Annotated in this window: 23 protein-coding genes and 1 pseudogene; 19 read left to right on the top strand and 5 right to left on the bottom strand. The window is 40.5% G+C overall.

Annotated features, from left to right (window positions below):
* Positions 1-632 precede the first annotated feature (632 nt).
* From folE2 to ADA42_RS10065, 3 genes are all read right to left on the bottom strand, one after another.
* On the bottom strand, positions 633-1,517 hold the full coding sequence (gene folE2, locus ADA42_RS10075) for a GTP cyclohydrolase FolE2 (RefSeq protein ID WP_048765022.1): 885 nt from the start codon (positions 1,515-1,517) through the stop codon (positions 633-635).
* A gap of 17 nt (positions 1,518-1,534) precedes the next feature.
* On the bottom strand, positions 1,535-2,752 hold the full coding sequence (gene zigA, locus ADA42_RS10070) for a zinc metallochaperone GTPase ZigA (protein WP_048765020.1): 1,218 nt from the start codon (positions 2,750-2,752) through the stop codon (positions 1,535-1,537).
* A gap of 160 nt (positions 2,753-2,912) precedes the next feature.
* Positions 2,913-3,620 (bottom strand): YcbK family protein, encoded by a 708-nt coding sequence (locus ADA42_RS10065; RefSeq protein ID WP_048765019.1) that lies wholly within the window; start codon positions 3,618-3,620, stop codon positions 2,913-2,915.
* A gap of 227 nt (positions 3,621-3,847) precedes the next feature.
* Between ADA42_RS10065 and ADA42_RS10060 the strand changes: the two genes are divergently transcribed.
* Complete coding sequence (locus ADA42_RS10060; protein ID WP_048765017.1) at positions 3,848-4,687, top strand: ROK family protein; 840 nt, start codon at positions 3,848-3,850, stop codon at positions 4,685-4,687.
* 90 nt (positions 4,688-4,777) lie between these two features.
* Here the strand turns inward: ADA42_RS10060 and ADA42_RS10055 are convergent, their stop codons facing one another.
* Complete coding sequence (locus ADA42_RS10055; protein WP_048765016.1) at positions 4,778-5,782, bottom strand: NAD(P)H-quinone oxidoreductase; 1,005 nt, start codon at positions 5,780-5,782, stop codon at positions 4,778-4,780.
* 199 nt (positions 5,783-5,981) lie between these two features.
* Positions 5,982-7,400: an aspartate ammonia-lyase gene (locus tag ADA42_RS10050; protein WP_025096067.1), complete on the bottom strand. Its 1,419-nt coding sequence runs from the start codon at positions 7,398-7,400 to the stop codon at positions 5,982-5,984.
* 135 nt (positions 7,401-7,535) lie between these two features.
* Between ADA42_RS10050 and ADA42_RS10045 the strand changes: the two genes are divergently transcribed.
* From ADA42_RS10045 to ADA42_RS09960, 18 genes and pseudogenes are all read left to right on the top strand, one after another.
* On the top strand, positions 7,536-8,435 hold the full coding sequence (locus ADA42_RS10045) for a LysR substrate-binding domain-containing protein (RefSeq protein ID WP_004947478.1): 900 nt from the start codon (positions 7,536-7,538) through the stop codon (positions 8,433-8,435).
* Positions 8,436-8,785: 350 nt separating this feature from the next.
* The gene (locus tag ADA42_RS10040) at positions 8,786-9,922 is read left to right on the top strand and encodes an amidase (protein WP_004947475.1); all 1,137 of its coding nucleotides are present in this window, start codon (positions 8,786-8,788) and stop codon (positions 9,920-9,922) included.
* A gap of 2 nt (positions 9,923-9,924) precedes the next feature.
* On the top strand, positions 9,925-11,094 hold the full coding sequence (locus ADA42_RS10035) for an acyl-CoA dehydrogenase family protein (RefSeq protein ID WP_004947472.1): 1,170 nt from the start codon (positions 9,925-9,927) through the stop codon (positions 11,092-11,094).
* 19 nt (positions 11,095-11,113) lie between these two features.
* Positions 11,114-11,473, top strand: coding sequence for a hypothetical protein (locus tag ADA42_RS10030; RefSeq protein WP_004947469.1), 360 nt, complete (start codon positions 11,114-11,116; stop codon positions 11,471-11,473).
* Positions 11,474-11,487: 14 nt separating this feature from the next.
* Entirely contained in the window at positions 11,488-12,030 is a 543-nt protein-coding gene (locus ADA42_RS10025; RefSeq protein WP_004947464.1) for a nuclear transport factor 2 family protein, read from the top strand.
* Between the two features lie 2 nt (positions 12,031-12,032).
* Entirely contained in the window at positions 12,033-13,310 is a 1,278-nt protein-coding gene (locus tag ADA42_RS10020) for an aromatic ring-hydroxylating oxygenase subunit alpha (protein WP_048765014.1), read from the top strand.
* Between the two features lie 11 nt (positions 13,311-13,321).
* Positions 13,322-13,807: an aromatic-ring-hydroxylating dioxygenase subunit beta gene (locus ADA42_RS10015; RefSeq protein ID WP_004937693.1), complete on the top strand. Its 486-nt coding sequence runs from the start codon at positions 13,322-13,324 to the stop codon at positions 13,805-13,807.
* 11 nt (positions 13,808-13,818) lie between these two features.
* Positions 13,819-14,556 carry an SDR family NAD(P)-dependent oxidoreductase gene (locus ADA42_RS10010; protein ID WP_004947458.1) on the top strand — a complete coding sequence of 246 codons (738 nt, stop codon included), beginning with the start codon at positions 13,819-13,821 and terminating at the stop codon, positions 14,554-14,556.
* 36 nt (positions 14,557-14,592) lie between these two features.
* Complete coding sequence (locus ADA42_RS10005) at positions 14,593-15,549, top strand: PDR/VanB family oxidoreductase (RefSeq protein ID WP_048765012.1); 957 nt, start codon at positions 14,593-14,595, stop codon at positions 15,547-15,549.
* A gap of 44 nt (positions 15,550-15,593) precedes the next feature.
* A complete protein-coding gene (locus ADA42_RS10000) occupies positions 15,594-16,550 on the top strand; it encodes a p-hydroxyphenylacetate 3-hydroxylase reductase component (protein ID WP_048765010.1) in 957 nt (318 codons plus the stop codon).
* A gap of 514 nt (positions 16,551-17,064) precedes the next feature.
* Complete coding sequence (locus tag ADA42_RS09995) at positions 17,065-18,288, top strand: OprD family outer membrane porin (protein WP_048765009.1); 1,224 nt, start codon at positions 17,065-17,067, stop codon at positions 18,286-18,288.
* Positions 18,289-18,733: 445 nt separating this feature from the next.
* On the top strand, positions 18,734-19,879 hold the full coding sequence (locus ADA42_RS09990) for an ABC transporter substrate-binding protein (RefSeq protein WP_048765007.1): 1,146 nt from the start codon (positions 18,734-18,736) through the stop codon (positions 19,877-19,879).
* 97 nt (positions 19,880-19,976) lie between these two features.
* Complete coding sequence (locus ADA42_RS09985; RefSeq protein WP_004947448.1) at positions 19,977-21,014, top strand: branched-chain amino acid ABC transporter permease; 1,038 nt, start codon at positions 19,977-19,979, stop codon at positions 21,012-21,014.
* Positions 21,011-22,813, top strand: a complete 1,803-nt coding sequence (locus ADA42_RS09980; protein ID WP_048765004.1) for an ABC transporter permease subunit — start codon at positions 21,011-21,013, stop codon at positions 22,811-22,813. Before ADA42_RS09985 ends, ADA42_RS09980 begins: the two co-directional genes overlap by 4 nt.
* On the top strand, positions 22,810-23,583 hold the full coding sequence (locus tag ADA42_RS09975) for an ABC transporter ATP-binding protein (RefSeq protein ID WP_004937677.1): 774 nt from the start codon (positions 22,810-22,812) through the stop codon (positions 23,581-23,583). The genes ADA42_RS09980 and ADA42_RS09975 overlap by 4 nt, the downstream gene beginning before the upstream one ends.
* 13 nt (positions 23,584-23,596) lie before the next feature.
* Positions 23,597-24,589 (top strand): ketopantoate reductase family protein, encoded by a 993-nt coding sequence (locus ADA42_RS09970; protein WP_004937675.1) that lies wholly within the window; start codon positions 23,597-23,599, stop codon positions 24,587-24,589.
* 14 nt (positions 24,590-24,603) lie between these two features.
* On the top strand, positions 24,604-25,353 hold the full coding sequence (locus ADA42_RS09965) for a class II aldolase/adducin family protein (RefSeq protein WP_048765002.1): 750 nt from the start codon (positions 24,604-24,606) through the stop codon (positions 25,351-25,353).
* Positions 25,354-25,580: 227 nt separating this feature from the next.
* Positions 25,581-25,821, top strand: a pseudogene (locus tag ADA42_RS09960) (MarR family transcriptional regulator); the annotation flags it as partial.

Genomic DNA, 25,821 nt, shown 5'->3' with positions numbered 1-25,821 from the left:
GCTTTAAATTCGAAATGTGGAAAAGGGATTAAAAAGTGTGCTCAATTCTGCATTTTATAGGTCTTTTTTTGTTGCCAAAGAATGCGTAATCAATTCAAGTGAAGTTAAAAAATTAGTAGAATTATTAAGAGGAAATAGCTTTTTATATTTATAAACTATTGAAAAAAATAAAAATTATTATGAAGCGTAAAAATTCAATCTATTTAAAATCCTTTTTAAATTTAACTAACATATTGTTTTTTAGTCTGAAAACTCAATGACTCTCTGAAGTTATACGCTTCGATTTTTTTTCGTGGTCTGGCTTAAATAAATGGCCTTTAAAGTCATGAACTGGCTGTAGTTCATATTACAAGACAATGCTAAATGACTTTTTTGATCATTTTGACTGATCAAAAATGATATAAAAAGTCATTAACGATTTAGATCGTATTGGCAAAAGATAAAAACAAGCAATTTCAGTGATTTCCTAGACACGAAAGAATGATCTTTTTCTAATCAATTGTATTTATATCTCAAAGATTCATCCGATATTTTATTGAAATTGAGCTATTTTGATACTACGTATCAAAATAGCCTAAGCAAAGTAAATAAATTTATAAAAGATCGTGAACTCACCTTTAAAAAATTACGAGTCAACAAGACATCGAAATTGCGACTGCATCATGTGCGTGCAAACTTTCTTGATGAATCACTTTAATTGACCATTTAAATGATGTTTTATCAAGTTCACTCGATAAACGTCTGGCGGCATCTTCAACAAACATTAAATTTTGTCCGTTTAATTGCGCAAATGCTTGTTCATCAGCTCGTTTTACCGCAGTTTGAGTCGGTGTCTTTAAGGCTTGCTCAACGTTATCAATCAATTCAGTTAAATTTATCAATTGTTTGGCATCATCTGTTTCAATCTTAATCTGTGCAATACTACGTTGGCTATGAGGCGTTGCATATGTTGCATTTTCTTCAAGCCATTGCTTCACGTCTGATCTTGGCAGTGTGTGCGTGTCTTTAAATTGTAGTTCAAATGCCTGTGCAATCAATTGCCGCGATAAAGCCGCTGAGCAGGGGCAGGTCGATGAGTACGAGACATCAACTGCATAATTTATCTGAAATTTATGATTGATCAGCTCTGCTTCGATGCAAACAGGATAGCTTTTCCATCCATTCAGATCTGCGCTGACCAGTGCAGATCTGCTTAGCATCAAATCAAATTTCAGCACAATCTTTGCAGCATCACTACCACAATCTTGATGGCTAGAAATGATGTCTTGCAAAAGTGAATGAATGACCGAAGCATCTAAGTCATGTAATTCATTGAGTAAGCGATACAGACGCGACATATGAATGCCTTTAATATCACTTTTTGGCAGATTGACATATATATCAACTTTGGCACTTAATGGATAATAAAATTGTTGAATAGAAAGGGGAAGGTCAATGCCTTCCATACCAACCCATTTCAGTGCGATCAAATTATTTGGTAATTGTGAAACGCAAACGTCTGGAAGTGATGAGTTCATAAAAGTTTATACATCGGTTAATTGAGTGAAGGCCAGTTAAATGGATTTGAAAATTTGATCCATTGCTGTGGACCAAGTGCCATTTCGGTGTCTGTGAGTAAGCATTGATCGAATTGCATGATCAGATCTTGCTCATTCATCTCCATACCAATCATGACAATCTCTTGACGAGCATCACCCACTTTTTCATCCCAATTTTTTTCAATTGCCGCCAGCGATTGATCATCTTGAGGCCAGTTTTCAGGCTCAGTTGCCGCCCACCAACTACCCGCTACGCCATGGCGTGCCATTGCACCTGCTTGCGACCATGAGCATGCAAGTGTTGGCTCACATGCCAACCAAAAAAAACCTTTTGACCTGACAACCCCAGGCCATTCAGAATTAATAAAGGCATAAAAGCGCTCGGGATGAAAAGGACGGCGTGCACGATAAACAAAACTGCTAATACCGTACTCTTCAGTTTCTGGAACATGCTCTCCACGGAGTTCTTTTAACCAACCCGGTGCCTGAGATGCTTGATCGAAATCAAATAATCCAGTGTTTAGCACAGTATCTAGTGATACGCGTCCAAATTCAGAAATTTCGATTTTTGCGCGTGGATTAAGCTTGTTCAAAATAGCAATCAGACGTTCTTTTTCTTCGCTATTAATTAAATCAATTTTATTAAGGATAATCACATCACAAAATTCAATTTGATCGATCAATAAGTCGACCACGCTACGCTGGTCATCTTCACCTAAAGATTCCCCACGATCATTTAACTGATCATAAGAGCTGTAATCTCGAAGAAAATTAAATCCATCGACTACAGTCACCATGGTATCTAATTGTGCAAACTGGTTAAGAGAAATACCGTCTTCATCTGCAAAAGTGAAGGTTTCAGCCACAGGGAGAGGCTCTGAAATACCTGTAGATTCAATCACCAATTGATCAAACTTATTTTCTTCTGCCAAGCGTTTAACTTCAATCAGTAAATCTTCCCTTAAAGTGCAGCAGATGCAGCCATTACTCATTTCGACCAGTTTCTCATCGGTTCGAGAAAGTTCTGCGCCACCATTTTTGACCAGCGCGGCGTCGATATTGACTTCTGACATATCATTGACAATGACAGCCACACGGCGACCTTCACGGTTGTTTAAAATATGATTCAGTAATGTGGTTTTTCCGGCGCCCAAAAAGCCTGAAAGTACGGTAACTGGGAGTTTATGTGACGGATTGGCTAAGGAGCTGACCATTTGCTATGTCCTTTTTAAAGAAAACACACCGATATCACTGCGACGGGTTGCCAAAAGCAGTGATTTAATATCTTAATGTTATGTTATAATATAACAAATAATCAATCAGATTTTATGTGTTTATCTTTCTTGGGCTACTTTAGCTGCTTAAATGGCTTATTTATTCAATTTTTTCACCACAAATTGAGCTATGCCAAGTGTGGTCTGGTCCCCATGTTCTAAATCCCTTGGTGTCGATATGAATTTGACCAGAGCTATAAACGCCTAAGCCCATGTTGTAGTGCTGACCTTCAGTTTGCCAAAATTTACATAATTTGCGTTTGCTGCTGGCGATGCGCTGCTGATCTGAATCTGATGGAAATTCTGGCCCAATGCGAAAATCTATCGCCGAGTTTTGCATATGAGAAGACTCTTTTGCGCCACCTACGCAAGCATTAAGCACTGGCGAACGATAAGCAGAGGTCAGTTCGATATCTGAAATGATATTGGAATTTACCAAATAGGCGAGTAACTTGAGTGTCGGTACAGCATTATTCCATACAGATGAATCAGGAACATCGTATTGATCGTACTGACATGCTTGCCAGCCACGCGCAGATCGGAATAACTCAAAATCTGGTGCAACCAGATTAACGCCTTGACTTATTAAATAGTTTTTATAGTCAGAAACACGCTTCTGATTGGGATTACGTTCTAACCATACAATATAAGAGACAGGTGTTGGTTTGGCGAGAGCAGAGGATTGTATTGCATTTGGGCGTATAGATTGAATCTGTTTCGCCGATTTTGGTGGATGTTGTATAGATGTACAAGCGCTTAAAGTTAGCCCAAAAAAAGTGAAAACGGTTAAAACGTAAAAATGCTTCATTTTTGTTCATGATTAAATCTGATGTTATAGTATAACAATTAATTTGGTGTCACTCAGTCACTTTTTTTGCCATAAATGATATCTCTTTGTTTAATAATCGAGATTACTTCTAGTCAAATAAATCATTCAAAGCACATAACATTAAAGAGGAACAGACAAACTTCAACTGTATTTCAACTCTTTTCATTTTATAAATAGAGCAAGAGACTATATTTTTTAGGAAAAACATGAGAAGCAGTTCTATTGGGATAGATCTGGGCGGTACAAAATTATTATTACTCTGTGAACATGCCGAGGCAATTTATAGTACTGGTATTGGGTTTACACCAGATCAACTTTTGGCTCATCTTGATAATTTTATTACGCAAAACGAACTCACGCCGAGCAGTATTGGTCTTGCAGTTCCGGGGTTGGTCAATGCTTCGGGTGATATAGTGTTATCTGATGTGTTGCCAGCATTTAATGGTTGGCAAGCGACTCAAGCGTTGCAGCCTTGGTGTAACACTATAGCTGTACTAAATGATATCAAAGCAGCACTTATACAAGAATTTTCGCACGCTTCGAAAGATGTAACCGCTGGTGTTGTAATGGTGGGTACGGCTATAGGCGCTGCTTTAATGGTGCAAGGGCAACCGCTCACTGGTACATGTGGATGGGCAGGGGAATTGGGTTATTTGCCGATTGTACAGCATGATCAGATTCGAAGATTAGACGATTTGGCAAGTGGTGCAGCACTGGTCAAAGCATCTGGCTTACAACCAACAGATCTGGCTTTAAGAGCACATGCAAACGATCGCCAAGTTTTAGACATGATTCAAACAGCAGGAGCTGCATTGGGTTTGGGTCTGGCCAGTGTAATCCACCTGTTTAATCCATCAAAATTGAGTTTAGGAGGTGGCACCTTGCAATTGCCCGGTTATTGGGAGGCTGCTTTACAATCAGCACAAGAAAATACCTTGCCTATGTTATGGCAAGCATGCGAGCTGAACCGGATAAAAAATGCAGCGCATGTTGTGGCGCTGGGCGCCATTCAAGCTGGCTTAAATCATCCTCAAAATCATTCATAATTTTTCACTTTCTCCATTCTAAGCTATTAAACAAAGCTGAATCAAAGCAGCCTAAAATGGAGAAATGAAAGCAATTACTCAATACTTTATTTAAGTTTTACTCATCGAAATCACAATTTTTCCAATATGTTCGCTTTTCTCCATCGCGGTATGTGCCTGCGCTATTTGATCAAAAGTAAATGTTTTATAAATGATCGGTCGGCATTGACCTTGCTCAATCAATGGCCAGACTTTTTCTTTTAAGGCTTTGGCGATGGTGTATTTTTCTTCATCGGTGCGTGCACGCATGGTTGAACCCGTCACTTTGGCACGTTTTAAAATAAGCTGCTGAAGATCAAAGTCTTTCGCGAAACGCCCTCCCATAAAGCCCAAAATAACCAAACGTCCGTCGCGTTTTAATACATTCATATTTTGCTGAAAGTATTTACCACCCACAATATCTAAGATGACATCGACACCTTGCTTTTGAGTCTGTTCCAGAATCACGTCTTCAAAGTTGTCTGTTTTGTAGTTGATTGCAGTGGTGATCGCATTTAAAGCCTGAACCTTATCGTCTGTGCCGACCGTGGTAAACGTTTTGATTCCCATGGCATGGCATAAACTCAGTGCTGTCGTTCCTATTCCGCTGGCTCCGCCATGAATAAGTGCCGTTTCGCCAGTAGTTAAACCACCAATATCGAACAAGTTTGCCCAAACGGTAAAGTAAGTTTCTGGAACGACGGCCGCTTCTTCAAAACTTAATGAGCTTGGAATCGGTAATGTTTGAGTTTCAGGGACAGCACAAAACTCGGCATAGCCACCACCATTGGTGAGCGCACATACTTCATCGCCTATATTAAAAAGCGAGACGGTACTGCCTTTGGCAACCACAACACCTGCGACTTCAAGTCCGGGAATGGGGGTTACACCTTTTGGCATTGGGTACAGCCCCATGCGCTGCAATACATCTGGGCGGTTAATTCCAAAAGCTTTCACCTGAATCAACAGCTCATGATCTTTGATTTCGGGTAGATCAGCTTCGGTTATTCTAAGTACATCGGGATCACCGGGTTCTGAAATTTCAATGTGTTTCATGCGTGTTGGTAAATCCGTCATGTTTAATCCTTATTTATAGGCCTAAAAGCGATGGTATCTTAAAGTAGATACGGATAATTTTGATCAATGCTACCGTTTAACTTGTGATTGCTCTATTAGATTAAAGTGAATAAATGAAAACTTGTTATCGTGTTTTAGATGAAAAATAAGTGCAAAAAAAAAGGAGCGATATACGCTCCTTTTTTTATTATTTGAAAGATTAAGCTGTTTCAGCTTTAGGTTGTACCATGTTATCAATGGCAAGAATTTCGGCCAATTGATCATCAGATAACAAATTTTCTGCTTTAATCAGGCTTAAAACACTCAATCCGCTTTCATTGGCTGTTTTAGCAATACGGGTCGTGGTTTCATAACCCAAGTACGGGTTCAATGCAGTCACAATCCCGATAGAGTTATCTACCAAAGCTTTACAGTGTTCTTGATTCGCTGTTACGGTATCTACACATTTGGTTTGGAACATCACCAACGCATTTGATAGTAACTCAATTGATTCAAATAACTTGTATGCAATCAATGGTTCAAAAGCATTTAATTGCAATTGACCTGCTTCTGCAGCCAAAGTTACAGCCAAGTCGTTTGCGATTACTTGGAAGCATACAAGGTTAAGTGCTTCAGGAATCACTGGGTTTACTTTACCTGGCATAATTGAACTGCCTGGCTGGCGTGGTTCAAGATTGATTTCGTTGATACCAGTGCGTGGGCCACTTGAAAGTAAACGTAAGTCGTTTGCAATCTTAGACAATTTAGTCGCAGTACGTTTAAGCAAACCAGAAAGTAAAACGAAGTCGCCCATATCGGAGGTTGCTTCAATTAAATCTGGAGCAGATTTAATGTTTTTCTGGCTAATCTGAGCAAGTGCTTCAATTGCTAGCTCTGTATATTTTTGCTCAGTATTGATACCTGTACCAATCGCGGTACCACCTAAATTCATGTAATTTAAAGTGCTCGGTGCAATTTCTTTGAGCTTAACCAAATCTTTTTCAAGCGTTGTCGCAAATCCGTTAAACTCTTGACCAAGGGTCATTGGCACAGCGTCTTGTAATTGAGTACGGCCCATTTTCAAGATATGTGAAAATTCGTCGCCTTTTTGACGCAAGCTTGCAATCAGGTTTGCAAACGGGGTGTACATTTCATCTAAACTGAACAATAGACCTAAGCGAATTGCAGTTGGATAAACATCGTTGGTCGATTGCGACATATTGACGTCGTTATTTGGGTGCAGGTGTTTATATTCACCTTTTTTGTAACCCAAATGCTCAAGACCAATGTTTGCAATCACTTCGTTGGCGTTCATGTTAGTTGAAGTACCTGCACCACCTTGAATAAGGTCGATAGGGAACTGTTCATGGTAAGCACCATGAATCAACTGATCGCAGCTGTATTTGATGGCGTTTAGTTTTTGATCGCTCAATTTGCCCAGTGTATGGTTTGCTTCGGCACAGGCATGCTTGACCATAGCCAAAGATTTGATCAAATTCGGGTATTGGTTAATTTTATTTGAGCTTAAATTGAAGTTTTCAATTGCTCGTAGTGTCTGGATTCCGAAATAAAACTGGTTTGGTACTTCACGCAGACCAAGTAAATCCTTTTCTGTACGAGTTTGAATTTCAGCGTTCATTCTAGTATCGCTATCTAAACAAGATAATTCATCATAGATTTGGGTATGCATAATTTCTAATGCATAGATTAATTTTAGTATGCAATTTTTGCATAGCATGATTATAATGCGCCAAACATCATATGACATGAAGCAATGAGTCTTGAAATTCGCTGGATTGAAGATCTACTCACCCTGGAACAAGAACGTTCATTTTCAAAAGCAGCAGAACGTCGGTTTGTCAGTCAGTCTGCATTTACCCGACGTATCCAACAACTCGAACAAGCATTAGGTTATGCAATTCTTGAGCGCAATTCGAGATACATGGAGTTTACAGATGCTGGACAGATTTTGCTGGCAACGGCCAAAAGCATCGAACAGCAACTTAATGCAACCTTGGCTTTGCTCAATAACTTAAATCGAAGCAATGAAGTGACGATTAAGTTTGCGGTGGTGCATTCATTAAGTTCTACTTTCTTTTCAAAGTTTTTAAGATTATTTCCAGATTATATTAAAGATTTTAAAATTGAATTGGTGGCTGCAAATGTGGGGGAAGGATTTAAACTATTAAAAGAAGGTGCTTGTGATTTTTTAATTTGCTATTCAGATGAAACTAAGCTTAAAGCTATTAATAGTGATGTACTTACCCATTTAAAACTTGGTGATACAGAAATTGTTCCTGTGACATTGATTGATGAAGATGGTAATGCAAAATATGATATAAATCATCGATTTCCGCTTCTTTCGTATAGTAAAAACGCATATTTAAGAAATCTGGTTGATCAGGTAATTTCAAACAAACTTGAATATCGAATTTTATATGAAACCGATCATGCAAATAATTTGAAGGATTTTGTTTTACAGGGCGCAGGAATTGCATGGTTACCTAAAATTACCATTGAAGAAGATTTACTCAAGAAGAAATTGAAAATCATTAATGCACGTGAATATATTATCAAACAGCAAATTTTTATTTTTAAAAATAAAATTCGAAAAGATGATTATTTAAAAATCTTCTGGGATTCACTCCGAAATATTGAGTTTAACACTGACTGATTTCGCTTTTGACCCTGATCAAAAAGCCCAAGGATGCTTGATTGCAAACTTGGGCTTTTTTTTGGTCTCAATTACAATTATCTTTGAACAAAAATAGTGCAATCTAAAATTAATAAAAAATTTAATTGAAATAAATAGCTTTTTTCATGATTGCTTAAAAAGTGTCTGGGTGTATATTTTTTGTTTAAATATTTGTTTTTATTTATTTTAAACAGATATGTATCAAATTAGTGCAACGAGAAAAACAAAATAAAGCACTAAAATCTATTTAAAAAATTAGTTGACATTTCAATTAAAATGATCAAATTTAATAAGCATAACTGTATAGCATGTGACCAGTTGAGGGCGACATGGATCATATTTTTTCAAAAAAAATAAGCGTAGGAAATGGCATTCACACTGTAGCCATAAAAGACACCATTCATATTCAAGGATTTCAAACTTGTGCGGGAAGTGCAGCATTGTCGAACACACAAGAAGAACAGCATCATGCTGATATCATTGAGTATTTGGTTAAAAATAATTGTAGCGTTGTAGGCAAGACCAATCTTCATGAACTGGCTTTTGGTATCACAGGGATTAATCATTTTACCGGTACTTCCATTAATCCAAAGTATCCAACGCTGATTCCTGGCGGATCGTCAAGTGGTTCAGCCGCCGCTGTAGCAGCAGGTTTGGTTGATTTTTCAATTGGTACCGATACGGGTGGGTCAATTCGTATGCCAGCAACCTGCTGTGGTGTCTTTGGTCTGAAACCAACTTATGGGCGTGTGAGTCGAAATGGAGTTCTACCAGAGTATAGCTCGCTAGATTGTGTCGGGCCGTTTGCAGCTAAGATTGATCTTTTAACACATGCCATGACGTGCATCGATCCAAGCTTTGTAGCTGCGGATGTACCAAAAGCGTCGCCTAAGTTTGCATTGTTGGACGTTCAGGCGGATGAACTCATCTGGAACAGTATTCATTCATATTTAAAAGCATGTGGCCTAGAAAATTTACCTAAGTTATCAGTTACACATTTTGAAGAAGCATACGATGCAGGAATGCAAATCATTAATTATGAAAACTATCAGGCATTTCATCATTTGATCGATACAGATCTGTTAGGGACAGATGTTGCATCTCGATTAAAAAATGCAGCAAAAACAAGCTCAACAGATGTCATGCAGGCCAATCAAATTCGTGAACAATTTAGGCATGCACTCGATGTTATTTTAGAGCAATACGATGCCGTATTATTGCCTACTTTACCTCAGTTACCTCCAAAACTTGAAGATGCTGAAAACACAGCGGCATTTTTAAATCTTACTGCATTGGTACGTCCTTTTAACTTATCGGGCCACCCAGCTGTGTCTATTCCACTTGAGACGACCGCCGGGCAGCCAGTTGGATTGCAAATGGTGACGCGTCATTTCAATGACCCACATTTATGTGCTTATGCCGCGTATCTGGTTCAAGCATATACCTCTAATTCAAAGGAGATGTAGCAATGAATGGATTATCTCGAATGAGTTTAACCCACCAGATCAATCATGATGTTCAGCTCGATGATTTTTGCATCGAGATCAGGGAGCGTGCCTGTACTGGTGAATTCGATGAACAAGGCTATGTGTCGCTTGACGTAATTGAGAAGCTCAAGGCATTAGGAGTGTACCGTGCTTTGGTACCCAAACGTTTCGGTGGAGACGAGTGTTCGCCGCGAGAATTTTGTGAACTCATTGAGCGTATTGCTATGGCTGATGGCTCGGTGGGATGGGTAGCGAGTTTCGGAATGAGTCCTGCCTATTTGGCGGGATTGCCAGAGGCAACGCTACACGAAATTTACAAAGATGGGCCTGATGTTGTGTTTGCAGGCGGTATTTTCCCACCCCAAGCCGCTCAAATGACACAAGAGGGTATACGGGTGACTGGACGCTGGAAATTTTCAAGTGGATGCATGGGAGCCGATATAGTCGGTGTGGGTATTTCTCCACGCAGCGATGAGGGTGTGGCACAGTTGCCACGGATGGCGGTGATTCCGGCGAACCAAGTACAAATTGATATGACATGGGACACCGTGGGGCTTAAAGGTACCGGCAGTCATGACTTGATTGTAAATGATGTAATGGTGAAAGAAGACTGGACCTTTATTCGCGGTGCTGCTTCTACATTGCCTGAGCCTTTTTTTAAATATCCATCACTTTCTTTTGCCACACAGGTGCTTTCGGTGGTGGGAATTGGTATCGCAGCGGCAGCGCTAAACGAATTTAAACAATTAGCTCCCGGCAAAGCATCAATTACTGGGGGTGCCGAAATCGCACAGCGTCCCGTAACACAATATGAATTTGCTAAGGCCGATGCCGAATTTCAATCTGCGAAAGCATGGTTCTACCAAACAATGGATCGGGTCTGGAGTGAGATCATTACAGGGCAAACACCCATTCCAGAACATATTCGCGATATGCGTTTGGCTTGTACGCATGCCGTCCGTATTTCTGCAGAGGTGACGCGCACTATGCAAATGCTGGCGGGTATGACTGCAATTTATACCCACAATCCGTTTAGCCGTTTTGTCAATGATGCCAACGTGGTCACTCAACATGCCTTTATGGGAGATGCATCCTTACTCAATGCGGGTGCAATGAGTTTTGGTTTAGATCCAACCCCGGGTTATTTGTAATTTTTAGGAGCTTAAAACAATGGAAAAAAAATCATCGCTACGTGTTTTGTTTTGCATGGGGATCAACCAGAACTTCTTCGATGCAGAACCATCAGAAGCTAAAGCGGTATGGGCTGCATTTGGTGAAATGTGGCATGGAATTCATACGCTTTCAGGGGTAACGGTGTTGGGTAATCTTGATGATGACCAAAGTATGGTTGGGCCAAGTTCAGGTTGGCCATGGACAACCTATCTGCTGGCAGATGTACCAGATATTGAAACCGTTCATGCCGCATGTAATCTGTTTCGAACCACCGTGGTGGGAGACGGCCCGTACAAACTCTGGAAATACTGCAAAGTTGAAGCGCGTGTAGGGCGTGAATTGATTATTCAGCACTGATCAGAGAGCACATCATGATTGAACATCATATTCTTGAGCGTCTTGATCAGCTAGAAGCCATCAATACAGTGCGCCATATCTTGCATCGTTATATGGAGCTTTGCGATGGTTTAGGTGCAGATACAGATCTTCAATTATTAATGGCATTGTTTGATCAAGATGCGATCTGGGAAGGTATTGGTCAGCGTTATCAAAATACCTTTGGTCAGTATCGAGGAAGCGAAGCAATTGCAAATATGTTTGCAAAATACACTCAACACAACTCACATTTTTTGATGAATGCTCATTTTGTGAACTCGGAACAAATTGAGGTCGATCAAGATTGCGCCACAGGGCGCTGGATGATGTTGCAAACATCGACTTTTCGAGATGGAAAAGCACATTTAAATGCCGCAAAGCTGACCGTTCAATTTAAACGTGACCCTGTGGGGTGTTGGAAAATCAGCCATTTTCAAACGCAAAATATTTTTAGCCGGCCAGTTGCGTATTGGGATAGTGAAGATCAACTACCTGTCCCCGAAACGGCAAGCCAAACAATAGAGAGTTTAAAGGAATAAGTATGAACAGTTTAATTCCAATGCGACCGGATGAAACCGATTACGCCCATCTGGTTCAGACAGACCGCGCACATACCTCGTTATACACAGACGCAAAAATTTTTGACGATGAAATGCAAAAAATCTACTACAGCACATGGGTATGGGTGGCGCATGCCAGTGAAATTCCGGAAAGCGGGAGTTACAAAACCATTAATATCGGTCAACAACCCGTGGTGGTGGTACGCGATCGCAAAAAGAATGTTCATGTGTTGCTAAACCGTTGTCGTCATCGCGCAGCGACCGTATGTGAGCACAAAAAAGGTAAAACCAACAGTTTTGTTTGTCCTTATCACGGCTGGAGTTATGCACTCGATGGTTCGTTACGTGGCGTACCATCACCTGAAAGCTACGGAGAATGTCTGGATAAAAGTGAGCTGCCATTATTTCGTCTTCGGGTGGAAGAGTACAACGGCATGATTTTTGCCACCTTTAAAGATGATATTGAACCATTAAGTGACTTTTTAGGGCCTGCAAAAAAATGGATTGACCTGTTCATGAAACAAGGTGCAGGTTATCCAATTAAAGTGCTGGGTGAGCATCGCTTTCGTTTTCCTGGAAACTGGAAAATCCAGCTAGAAAACACCACAGATGCCTACCATTTTCCTTTGGTACACAAATCATTCTTAAGTTCGGTCGATCAGCAAACCGAAGCGCTCTTTAATTTTGAAGATCAGCCGGGTTATGTCGAAGATCTAGGCAATGGCCACAGCGTAATGGTGATGATTCCAGAGCTGGTTGATCTGGATGAAGAACTGATGGAGCGACCAATTCAGGAGCGTTTTGAAGATTTAGCTCAGGCACTTCGCGATGAAGGTCATGCAGAGCTTGAAGTACGCCGTATTGTACGAGCGGTAGGTGGTTCTGGGTTCAATTTAAATCTTTTTCCAAATATCGCTTGCTCCATGGCATTTTTCCGTGTCATGCAACCGATTTCTGTAGATGAAACCGAAATTCATCACGCCGTCATTACTATGGACGGTGGTCCGCAAATTGCCAATCAGTACCGTTTGCGCTTGCATGAACATTTTCAGGGGCCATTTGGCTTTGGTACACCAGACGACTCTGAGGCGTGGGAACGAGTTCAGCATGGTGCTAAAGCTGGTCAGGATCTATGGATTATGCTCAATCGTGGTTTACCAGAAGAAGTAGCCACTGAAGATGGTTTAAAAAGTGATGTCAGTGCAGAAACCGGCATGCGTGCTGCGTATCAGCAATGGAAAAAGATGATGACGGCGTAAAGGAGAGCAGCATGAATATAAATTTAAATGTACTGAATGAAGTGACCGCTTTTATCTGGGCAGAAGCCGATATGCTTGATCACGCCGAATACCGTGACTGGTTATCGCTTTGGGAAGAAAAAGGAACCTATATTATTCCTATCGATCCGAAACTCACCGACTACGAAAATCATCTGAACTATGCTTATGACGATCATCATATGCGTAAGCTCCGGGTCGAGCGGCTTGAAAATGGCGAAGCGATTTCGACGTCTCCGAAAGCCAATACCGTGCGTAGTATTTCAAGGGTGCGAGTGATTGAAGATAAAGACAATCAAATTGTATTGCGCTGCGCACAAAACCTGCGTGAATTTCGTAAAGAAGCTTTAAAGCACTACACCGCCGATATTACCTATCACTTGGTACGCCAAAACGAAGGCCATCTTAAAATTCAGCGAAAGATCGTCAATCTGGTCAACTCAACCGATACGCTCTCAGGTATTAGTTACATCTTGTAGGAGATCTGGATATGCAGCAAGTTGTATTAGTGACCGGAGCATCCTCAGGGCTTGGTTATGTAATTGCAGAGCATTTTGCGCAGTTGGGGCATCAGGTCATTTTATCTGCCAGTACGTTGGAAAAAGCACAGCAGGCCGTAAGTTTAAGCGCTTATGCTCAAAATCTGTATCCGCTCAAGCTAGATATTTCAAAAGAGCAGGATTTTAAAGCGGCTATTACATGGATTGATCAACAATTTAATGGCTTAGACGTACTGATCAACAATGCCACCATGACCAAGGCAACGCCTGTGCTTGAAATCACCGCAGATGATTTTGACCAGATTACACAAGTCAATCAACGAGGAACCTTTCAGGCATGTCAGTTGATTGGCAAGTATATGGCCAATAAAGGCTTTGGTCGAATCGTTAATATTGCGTCTCTTGCAGGTCAAAATGGAGGAACCGCAACAGGTGCTCACTATGCCGCATCTAAAGGCGCAATTGTGACTTTAAGCAAGATTTTTGCCAAAGAGTTTGCAGCCTCGGGTGTGACGGTAAACGCGATTGCACCCGGTCCGTTAGAGTCCCCAATGGTTCATAGCGTGGTTCCAACAGCGAAAATAAATCAATTTATCGACAATATTCCAGTCAAGGCTTTAGGCAATATGGAGTTTATTGCTCAAACATGCGCGCTTTTGGCCAGTCCAAATGCTGGTTTTGTAACGGGTGCCACTTGGGACATTAATGGTGGCTTGTTCATGCGCTAAACCGCATAAAACATCAACATAATCAGTGAGGCAGCAATGACTGAACTTTATGATGTAATTGTAAAAAATCGTCAGATTCAAGGTGAAAATGTAGTCGTGCTTGAACTTGAATCAGCACAAAAGGGTATTTGCTTACCTCGTGTAGAGGCGGGTGCGCATGTCGATTTACATCTGCCAAATGGTCTGATTCGTCAGTATTCTTTATGTCAAAACCCACAGCAAGAAGGGATTTTTCGACTAGGTATTTTAAATGATCCCGACTCACGTGGTGGATCGCGTTCAGCATATGACGAGATTCAAATTGGCATGCAGTTAAAGGTCAGTCAACCTAAAAATTTATTTCCATTGCACAAAGCACGCCACAGCATCTTGGTTGGGGGTGGAATCGGTATTACGCCGTTAATTGCGATGGCGTATGCGTTACACCAAGAAAATGCATCATTTGAGCTGCATTACTGTGCTAAAAGTGAACAAAGTAGCGCATTTGTGGATGAGCTTAAACACGGACCACTGGCCAGCTACACCACCTTTCATTTTAAAGATCAGGGTGCAAATCACCGGGAATTTTTTGAACAATTTATGCAGCATCTTCTGGAAGATACACATATTTATACCTGTGGCCCAAATGGATTCATGGACTGGGTAATTAATTTAGCCAAAGCTCATAAGCTTCCAGATCAGCAGGTTCACAAAGAATATTTTCAGGTTGAAGCTGATCTGAGCGGCGATGCTTTTGATGTGGTCGCCAAGCGCTCCGGTAAAACCATTCGCGTGCATGCAGAAGAAACCATTTTGTCTGCCTTGGCGCGTGAAGGAATTTGTATTGAAATGTCTTGTGAACAAGGTGTATGCGGAACGTGTATGTGTGATGTGCTTGAGGGTGAGCCAGATCATCGGGATGTATATTTTACCGATGAAGAAAAAGCCGATAACGAGCAGATTCTGGTGTGTTGCTCGCGCGCCAAATCGGCCCGACTGGTCTTGGATATCTAGATCAGATGAGATTTAAAAAATAAAAAACAATCAAGGAGTGCCTGATGAACACACATCATACATTAAAAGAGATTCAGATCGATCCGTTACAATTCAGACGTGCGCTTGGCAACTTTGCAACAGGCGTGACCATTATGACGGCGCAAAATGAGCAAGGTGAGAAAGTAGGGGTCACTGCAAACAGTTTTAATTCGGTATCCTTGGATCCACCGCTCATTTTATGGAGTATCGATAAAAAGTCATCAAGCTTTACTGTATTTGAGCAGTCCTCTCATTTTGCCGTGAATATTCTGTCTGGCTCGCAAATTGAACTTTCAAATAAGTTTTCGCGTCGTAATATCGATAAATTTGCGGAAACAAACTATAAACTCGGTCAGGGTTTAGCACCTATTTTGGAACAATGCTCAGCCGTTTTTGAGTGTGAGCGCCATGCAATTATTGAAGGTGGTGATCACTGGATTATTGTTGGAAAAGTTGTCAACTTTCAAGATGAAGGGCGCAGTCCATTGCTTTATCATCAAGGTGCATACTCTAGTGTGATACCACATCCGAGTTTGCAACTTAAAGAGAGTATCTCGACAACCGATCTAAATGCTGCCCAGCAAGGACAACTCTATAGTAATGCCTGTTATTTGATGAGTCGTGCTTTTAAAAGTTATCAAGCCGATTATCTACCAAAACAGCTAGCATCTGGTTATAGAACCAGTGAAGCCCGTTTATTGTTGGTTTTGGCAAGTGGCACTGCTGCTAGTAAGCATGATTTACCCCGCGATATTGCAATGCCTATGCAGGAAGTTGAACAAGCTATCGCTATTTTAGCGGCTGATGGATTAATTAAAAATAATTCTGATTTTTTAGAGTTAACTGAAAAAGGTAAACAAACAGCACACTATTTGTTTAAAATTGCCGATAGCCATCAAGAAGAAATCTTTAAAAAATATAGCCAGCAAGATCGTGAGATATTTATGAATATATTGCGAGATTTAGCAGGAATTCATTGAAGTATCATTTTTGGCATTCTTACTTAAATATTGAATGCCAAACTTTAAAATTTTATTAAAGCAACTATATAGATTGATTGAATCAATTCTATATTTTTTTTGTCTGTAATCTTTTAAAAATTTATAAAATCTAACTTTTTTATAATGTAATTTAAATTAATAAGATTAAAAATTAAAATTATTTAAAAAATCAATTATCAAAATAGTGCATTACTAATAAATTAATAACTTGTTTGAAACAAGAAATGTCTAAAACATGATTTGTTAGCCGTAAATTAGTTGAAAATTCAGTTTTTTACAGGTTTTAAATGATCATTTCTTTTTTGGTCGCTGAAAGTGAATCAAGATGGTGAAAATGTTGAATTTAAAAAAAATTTAAGTTAAATTTTGGACTTTAATGGTGCATCTAAAAAATTGACTTTTCAATCAATAAAAAGGATATTTTTTATACAAAAATAGTTCCTTTTTATTGGGGTGTTAAGTGAATCAATATTTTAATTTTAGATGTGTGAGCATGTTTTTTATAAGCACATGCTCTTTAAGTGTTGCCTATGCAGATTTTTTTAAAGATCAAAAACTTTCAGTTGATCTGCGTAACTTTTATATAGAGCGTGAGTTTAAGGATGTCGAAACTACAAATATTGGTAGTTGGTCACAAGCATTTATGGGGCGTTATGAGTCTGGTTATACAAATACACCAATTCAATTGGGCGTCGATGCAAGTGCACAATACGCACTACGTTTGAATAACCATAATGTATCACGTGCCGATACAATCATTCCTTATGATCTGGATACAGGTCGACAAGATCGAGATTATGCAAAGTTTGGCGCAACGCTTAAACTGAAATACAATAAAACTGAACTAAAAATAGGCGAATTACTTCTAAAGAACCCTATTGTGTATATCGATGATTCAAGACAGCTCTTAACTACATATTCAGGTGCAATGCTCGAAAGTTCAGAACTTGAAAAGCTTAAAATTACAGCTGGCCGTGTTACTCGAATTAATGCCAGAAATGATGATCATTTTCGCAAGTTGAGCTTGTTTAGACCGAATGCACTGCGTTACGAGAGTGATGGATTAAATCTTATTGGTTTAGATTATATGTTCAATACACATTGGACTGCATCGTATTGGTGGGGACAACTTGAAGATATCTACCGTCAACAATATCTAAACTTTGCCTATTCTACTCACGTTGGTTCAACCAAGATTAAGGTGGATGCTCGTTACTTTCATAACACTGAAGATGGTCAAGCCCTATATGGAACAATAGATAATCAGGCTTATGGAGTAATGACAACGCTTCAGGATGGAAATCATACGCTAATGAGCGGCGTCCGTAAAAATGACGGTGCTTCAACATTTCCAACGCTAGCAGGCTATGTACCTCAGCCATATCTACACGCATGGTCAAACCTAGGCTTTGTCAAACCCAATGAACTCACGTGGCATGTCTTATATCGTTATGACTTTGCAGAGCTTGGCATGCCGGGTTTAAAAAGTACATTACGCTATTTACACGGTAGCGATATTACTCAAGAAGGTTTCAAAGATAACAAGGAGACAGAAAAAAGTATTTCACTAAAATATATTGTACCCACTGGGCAATTTAAGGGGATTGGGCTGGAGGTGATGCATATTCGCACAGATTTAAAATACGGTACGGCCTACTCAAGAGGCACCGACTATAACGAAACACGCTTCATCGCAACTTATAGTTATCAATTTTAAATCAGCAACTACATGTCGGGTTACATTTAAGCAGCAACGCAAATGACGAATTTATCATTTGCGTTTTTTTATGATGATAAATTAATCATTATTGGTTGATCCTTTCAAACAAATGAATAGTTAATCAGAAGAGGAGATTTTAATTTTTCTTGCTAAAGAACAACAAGATGATGCGGTTTTTTGATGAAAAAATAGTCATTAAAATGGTGCTTTTTACAATAAAAGTGTAATAATTTAGTGCATAAAAATAGTTGAAAAATATACTTTATTGGTATGCTGTTTTTGAAAATTTATGATATTTTAAGTATATGATAAATATTAAATAATAAATTTAATTTTTTGGTTAAAAGTGGCATGAAAGCTGCTTAATTAATAAATGTAATATCTTAGATATTTCAACTAATTTTGAATATCTAGGGTCAAACTGATGAGGAGAAGGTTTGAAATGAAGTTAACCAAAATTATGAGCTTCACGGCAGTCATAAGTGTAGCTGTACCGATGGTACATGCCGACATAACCGTAGGTGTTGTGACATCATCAAGTGGCCCCGTTGCCATAGTGGGTATTCCACAGCGTAATACGATTGCACTGTTACCCAAAAAAATTGGCACGGAAAATGTTCGCTACATCTCACTCGATGATGGCAGTGATCCCACAGCGACTGTCAAAGCAATGAATAAACTGATTAAGGAGAATAATGTCGATGCCATTATTGGGCCGTCAGGTTCTCCAAATGCAATGGCAGCTTTGGGAATTATTGCCAAAGCAGGGGTTCCACTTTTGGCACCTGTGGGTACATCAGGTGTTGTGGTTCCAATGGATGCACAGCGTAAATGGGTGTTTAAAACCACGCAAAATGATGATTTGATTGCACAGGCTTTGGTGCAAGATATGGTCAAACGAAAAATTAAAACCCTTGGATTTATTGGCACAGCCGACCCATACGGTGAAAACTGGAGCCGTGTGATAAGTACATTGGCAGCCAAAAATGGCATTAGTGTGACAGTAAAAGAATCTTTTCAGCGTCAGGATACATCACTCACCGGACAAGCACTTAAACTTGTTGCGAAAAAGCCTCAAGCCATTTTAATCGCTGCGCCAGGAAGTTCGGCAGTTACGCCACAAGTGGCGTTATATGATCGAGGGTACCGCGGGCAAGTGTATCAGACACATGGTGCAGCTTTAGATCAGTTTTTAAAGCTTGGGGGCAAGAAGGTAGAAAATACCATTCTAGCAGCAAGTCTGATGCTGGTGATTAATGAAGTACCAAATAATCATCCATCTAAACAAATTGCACAGAAATATATTAACGATTACAAAGCATTATATGGCGTAGTTCCAGCCACCTTTGGTGCAAATGTTTATGATGCTGGACTATTACTCAATAAAGCCGTACCGATTGCACTTAAGCAAGCGAAGCCAGGAACAGCACAATTTCGTCAAGCCTTAAGAACTGCATTGGAACAAACCAAGGAATTGCCTGCCACGCAAGGGGTCTACACTATGACAGCTATGGATCATAGTGGTTTTGATCAACGCGGACGCGTAATGATTACGGTGAAAAACGGTCAATGGAAACTACTTAAATAGTAATCCTATTCAGAAAAAATCAAAAAATTGCTATGTCAGGAAAGTCATCAATTTTCCTGTGAGGTGATCACGACCTACATAGTAAGGATAGACCATTATGGATATGAATATTGCTTTGATTTTAGGGCAAGATGGCATTACCAGTGGGGCAATTTATGCCTTATTGGCGTTATGTATTCTGCTTGTATTTACCGTGACACGCATCTTGCTCATTCCTTTGGGCGAATTCACTGTCTATGGTGCGCTGACCTTAGCTGCCATTCAGGCAGGAACACCCAGTGTGGTGGTCTGGTTACTGGTGGCTTTTTACTTCACCAATATTATTTTAGACCTGTACGCATATTTTAAACATCAAACCAAATTTAACATTCAGGCAGCGATTGTGTGGGCGATCTATATCGCAGCGTTGGTTATTGCGATGTATACCTTACCGCTGATGAATATGCCGCTCGGCTTACAAATAATTTTTGCATTAGCCGTGATCACACCGCTCGGTCCGCAAATGTATCGAACTTTTTTTCAGCCATTGGTAGCAGCAAAGCCTTTGGTGCTACTGATTGTCTCAATTGCGGTACATGTGGCAATGGTCGGTGTCGGGTTACTTATTTTTGGGCCAGATGGCGCACAAACCAAACCCTTTAGTGAAGCAATTTTTGAAGTGGGCGCTTTAACAGTTAATAGTCAGACCCTGTTTATTGTAGCAGCTTTCCTCATCATGATTATTGCACTGTGGTATTTCTTCGAAAAAACATTATATGGCAAAGCTTTACATGCAACTGCTGTCAACCGAATGGGGGCACAATTAATGGGAATTTCTCCTGTTTTTGCGGGAAAACTGACCTTTAGTCTGGCTGCATTTATTGGTGCACTTTCGGGTATTTTGATTGCACCCATCACAACCTTATATTACGACTCTGGTTTCGTAATCAGCTTAAAAGGCTTTGTAGGCGCAATTATTGGTGGTTTGGTGAGCTTTCCAGTGGCCGCACTTGGTGCAGTCGCAGTGGGGATTATTGAAGCTTTTGCTATGTTTTGGGCCAGTGACTATAAGGAAATTATTGTCTTTACCCTGATTATTCCATTTTTGTTATGGAAATCATTAACTTCTCGTCAAATAGAGGAGGAAAGCGAATGAAATCAAATGCTATCTTGGCGGTTGTAGTGTTGCTGGTTGCACTAAGTCCACTGCTGTTACCCACTTATCAAGTGACGCTACTTAACTATATTGGTATGAATGCTTTGGTGGTGCTGGGGTTGGTTTTACTCACAGGTGTGGGCGGAATGACCAGCTTTGGGCAGGCTGCATTGGTCGGAATCGGGGCTTATACCACAGCTTATCTGAGCGTAACCCAACAATTGCCAACATTTCTGGCATGGACAGGCGGTGGGCCATGGGTGGGGTTATTCCTTGGATTGATCATCACCATCTTTTCTGCACTTTTGGTTGGCGGGCTCACGCTTAAACTTTCGGGTCATTATTTGCCACTGGGTACAATTGCTTGGGGTATTTCGCTGTACTACTTCTTTTCAACCATTCCAACATTGGGCGGGCATTCAGGCATTGCCAATATTCCTAGTATTGAAATCGCTGGATATGCCTTAGATACCAACAACAAGATGTTTTATCTGATCTGGCTCATCTTATTGATCGCCATGATTCTGACTCGAAATTTGCTTAACTCCCGAGAAGGTCGTGCGATCCGTGCGCTAAAAGGTGGACAAATCATGGCAGAGTCGATGGGAGTCAATACTTTTCGCTCGAAAATGATCGTATTTGTAACGTCATCGGTATTTGCATCGATCGCAGGCTGGCTTTACGCGCACAACCAATCCTTTATTAATCCGACGCCATTTGGTCTTCAGATGGGAATTGATTACCTCTTTATGGCGTTACTTGGTGGGGTAGGTAGTATTTGGGGCGCAGTGGTGGGTGCGGGTATTTTCACTATGATGCGTCAATGGTTGCAAGATGTATTACCCATGATATTTGGTGGTGAAGGTAATTATGAAACCATTGTGTTTGGCCTCATGATTGTGGTGCTAATGCAAAAATCACCGGCGGGATTGTGGTCACTACTTCTGAAACTTTTACCTACCCGTTATCAGTTAAAAGGTTCACATTTGTCGTTAACTCCAACATCTCATACCTTGGCAAAACCGACACTGCCTGCGCATGGTACCGAAATCTTGCAGGCTTTAGATGTCACAAAGGCATTTGGTGGATTGATTGCCAATAACCAAATGAATCTGAATATTCGTGCGGGAGAGATTTTGGCCTTAATTGGACCAAATGGTGCTGGAAAAAGCACTATGTTTAATCAGTTGTCAGGTGTCGATACGCCGACCAGTGGTGATGTAATATTTCTTGGACAGCGTATCAATGGAATTCCATCTCGTGAAATTGCCAAATTAGGTTTAAGCCGAACTTTTCAGCACGTAAAGATTTTGCCAGAAATGACAGTGCTCGAAAATGTAGTGATTGGTGCGCATTTACGTGGGCAACGAGGTGTTTTTGCTTCCATGTTTCGTCTAGATCGTGAAGAAGAAAATATTTTGTTAAATGAAGCCAAGCAACAGCTTGAGCGAGTAGGTTTAGGTGAATACCTATATACCGAAGCGGGTGCATTGGCTTTGGGGCAACAACGTATTTTAGAAATTGCACGCGCCTTGTGTGCTCATCCGTGTTTATTGCTTCTCGATGAGCCAGCAGCAGGCTTACGTTTGAAAGAAAAACAGGCATTAGCCGAGCTTCTTATTAAGCTTAAATCGGAAGGTATGGCGATTTTACTGGTTGAGCATGATATGGATTTTGTGATGAATCTGGTCGATCGAGTGGTGGTGATGGAGTTTGGACAGAAAATTGCCGAGGGCTTACCTCACGATATTCAAAATGATCAAGCGGTGCTTGAGGCTTATTTGGGAGGTGCTGCATGAAAGACATCCACAACAATACATCCGGCAACGCTTTACTGGAAGTGAAAAATTTAAGTGTCGCTTATGGTAAGGTCGATGCACTGACCAATTTTAATATGCGGGTGAATCAGGGGCAGATTGTTTCAGTGGTTGGTCCAAACGGCGCCGGAAAAACCACATTGCTATCTGCGATTATGGGGGTTCTGGGCTCGAAAGGAGATATTGAGTTCGATGGTGAAATAGGACAATGCCCTGAAATTGAACGCATGGTGGTGCGTGGATTAGGGTTGGTACCTGAAAAACGTGAGTTATTTGCGTCGATGTCGATTGAAGATAATTTAATGCTTGGTGGTTTCCAGCGTTATAAACACGGAGACCGGACACTCAAACAGACTTTAGATGAAGTCTATGGGTTATTTCCACGCTTACATGAGCGCCGTAAACAAGAGGCTGGTACGCTTTCTGGTGGAGAGCGCCAAATGCTGGCAGTGGGCCGAGCACTCATGGCAAAACCTAAACTATTGATGCTAGATGAACCAAGTTTAGGGCTAGCACCGCTGATTACCCGTGAAATTTTTAAGATCATTGATCAACTCCGGACTCAAGGGGTTTCGATTTTACTGGTTGAACAAAATGCACGCGCAGCACTTAAGCTCGCCGACTACGCCTATGTGCTTGAAATGGGCGAGTTAGCTATAGAAGGTCGGGGTTCAGATCTGGTCGAAGATCCTAGAATTATAGAAAGTTATCTTGGAATCAACAGTAAACACCAAGATGTATTGGCTATTTAAAAAGAGGGCACGTATGAATCAGTCAGCTAAAATTACCATTCTGGGTGCTGGTGCAATCGGATGTACCATGGCAGCCAGATTAAAACTTGCAGGATGCACATCGGTTTCGATAATTGCACGAGGAGAAAATTATCAGGTACTGTCTGAGCAGGGAATTTATCTGCAAGATCTCACTGGTGAACACCACATTATTCCTGATCGTGTGGTGAGTCATGCATCTGCGCTTGAACCACAAGACGTGATTTTTATTGCCACCAAATCCGATGCCTTAATTCATGTGTATGAAGATATTCAGTCTATTTTGCATGAACAAACTTTGGTGATTCCGCTCATCAATGGAATTCCATTTTGGTATTTCTATCAAAACACGACACAAGACCAAATCAAGCCAATTAAATGCCTCGATGCCGATCAACGCCTAATACAGCATTTTCCATTATCTCATTTGATCGGTGCTGTAGTATTTATTACAGCCACCTTAAAAAGTCATGGTCGGGTTGAATCAAAAAATCCGTATCTGCTTATTTTGGGTGAGCCTTCTCATCAAGTCACACCTCGTATTACCGCGTTGCAGAATATTTTTACAGACAGTGGCATTGAGGTGCGTATTTCAGAAACCATTCGCGATCAAATCTGGACCAAAGTCATCGCCAACTTAAGTTCAAATCCAATGTCTGTGATTACCGGTGCAACGCTTAAAGATATTTACTCACATCCTTACCTACAGAGCATCACCCGAGAAATCACGCGTGAAGTCCGTCAGGTGGCAGCAAGCTATGGCGCACGCGTCTCGATCGACCCAGATACCTTTTTAAAGCTGGGCTCTGAAATGGGCGATACCCGTACATCCATGTGGTATGACTATCAAAAAAAACAGCCACTCGAACTAAAAGGCATAGCAGATGCCGTGATTGAGTTAGCAGAACACTACGATTGTCCAATGCCAATGACCCGACATATTTGCGATCTGACCCAATATCTCAGTGAACAGTCTCGAAAAATTTAAAACAGGATATCAGAATGAACAGTGCAATTGCCCCACCACAGTGCTCACAAGAAGAATGGGCGCTTCGAACCAAACTGACACAGTGCTACCATTTGGTTGATCATTTTGGCTGGACAGAAACGATTTTCAACCACATTTCTGCGCGATTACCTGGCAAGGAACACCACTATTTGGTGAATCCGTTTGGTTTAAATTACACTGAAATCACGCCTGAAAACCTACTTAAAGTAGATTTGGATGGAAACAAAGTTGAACAATCTGAGTATGATGCCAATCCGGCTGGTTTTGCGTTACACAGTGCAGTGCATGGTGCAAGAGATGATATCCGCTGTATGATTCATACTCATACCACACCCATCAGCGCCGTGGTGCAAAAAAAGCACGGCTTCAAACATGATAGTTTCTATGGCGCACAGCTCTATGGTCGAGTTGGATATCATACTTTTGAGGGAATCACGCTGTTTGAAGATGAAAAATCACGCATGATTGCAAGCTTGGCAGACCATCATATTTTAGTTCTGCGTAATCACGGCATTGCTGTGGGCGAGAGCAGTATCGAAAAAGCCTTCTTTTTACTTTGGACCGTACAGCGTGCTGCCGAAGTACAGTGTCAGGCAGATGCGATGGCAGGAGAAGACATGCTTTTAAATCATGATGTTAAACAAAAATGTACAGATCTGACGGCCATGCTGATTCGGGAAAGTGGATTTGCCAACAAATTTTTTGATGCGATGGTTCGAAAAATGAATGCAAGTCGTCATTAGGCTAGAACATTGAAACAGGACTGCTCATCTAGAGTGGTCCATTTACAAAAACTTTATACATTTTGATTTAAAAAAATTATGACACTTATTAACTATATCGGATTGCTTTTATGTAATTAAAAACATGATTTTAATAAAAAATTTACTTTAAAAATAAAATAATTTGAATGCTTAAGCTAAAATATATGCTAATTTAAATCCATTCACTTTTAAGAAGCTTGACTTATATGACCAATAAATATGCCAAATATTTTCCTGTTCATGATGAATTTGATTTAGAAGAGTTTCCGTACTATCTCATTTCACAAGTTCACGCGCTTTATATCAATAAGATCGACAATTCATTAAAAAAATATGGTTTAGACAATTCACGCCGTAGAATCTTGCTTGCTGCTTCAACGCGTCCCGATGCCAGTATTTCGGAACTGGCGGATATGGCACTTATCAAAATTCCAACGGCAACCAAAA

It is taken from the genome of Acinetobacter sp. 243_ASPC (assembly GCF_001054715.1).
Taxonomy (GTDB): Bacteria; Pseudomonadota; Gammaproteobacteria; order Pseudomonadales; family Moraxellaceae; genus Acinetobacter; species Acinetobacter soli.
Note: the sequence above shows the minus strand (reverse complement) of the source record. Positions and strands in the feature narration are given on the sequence as shown.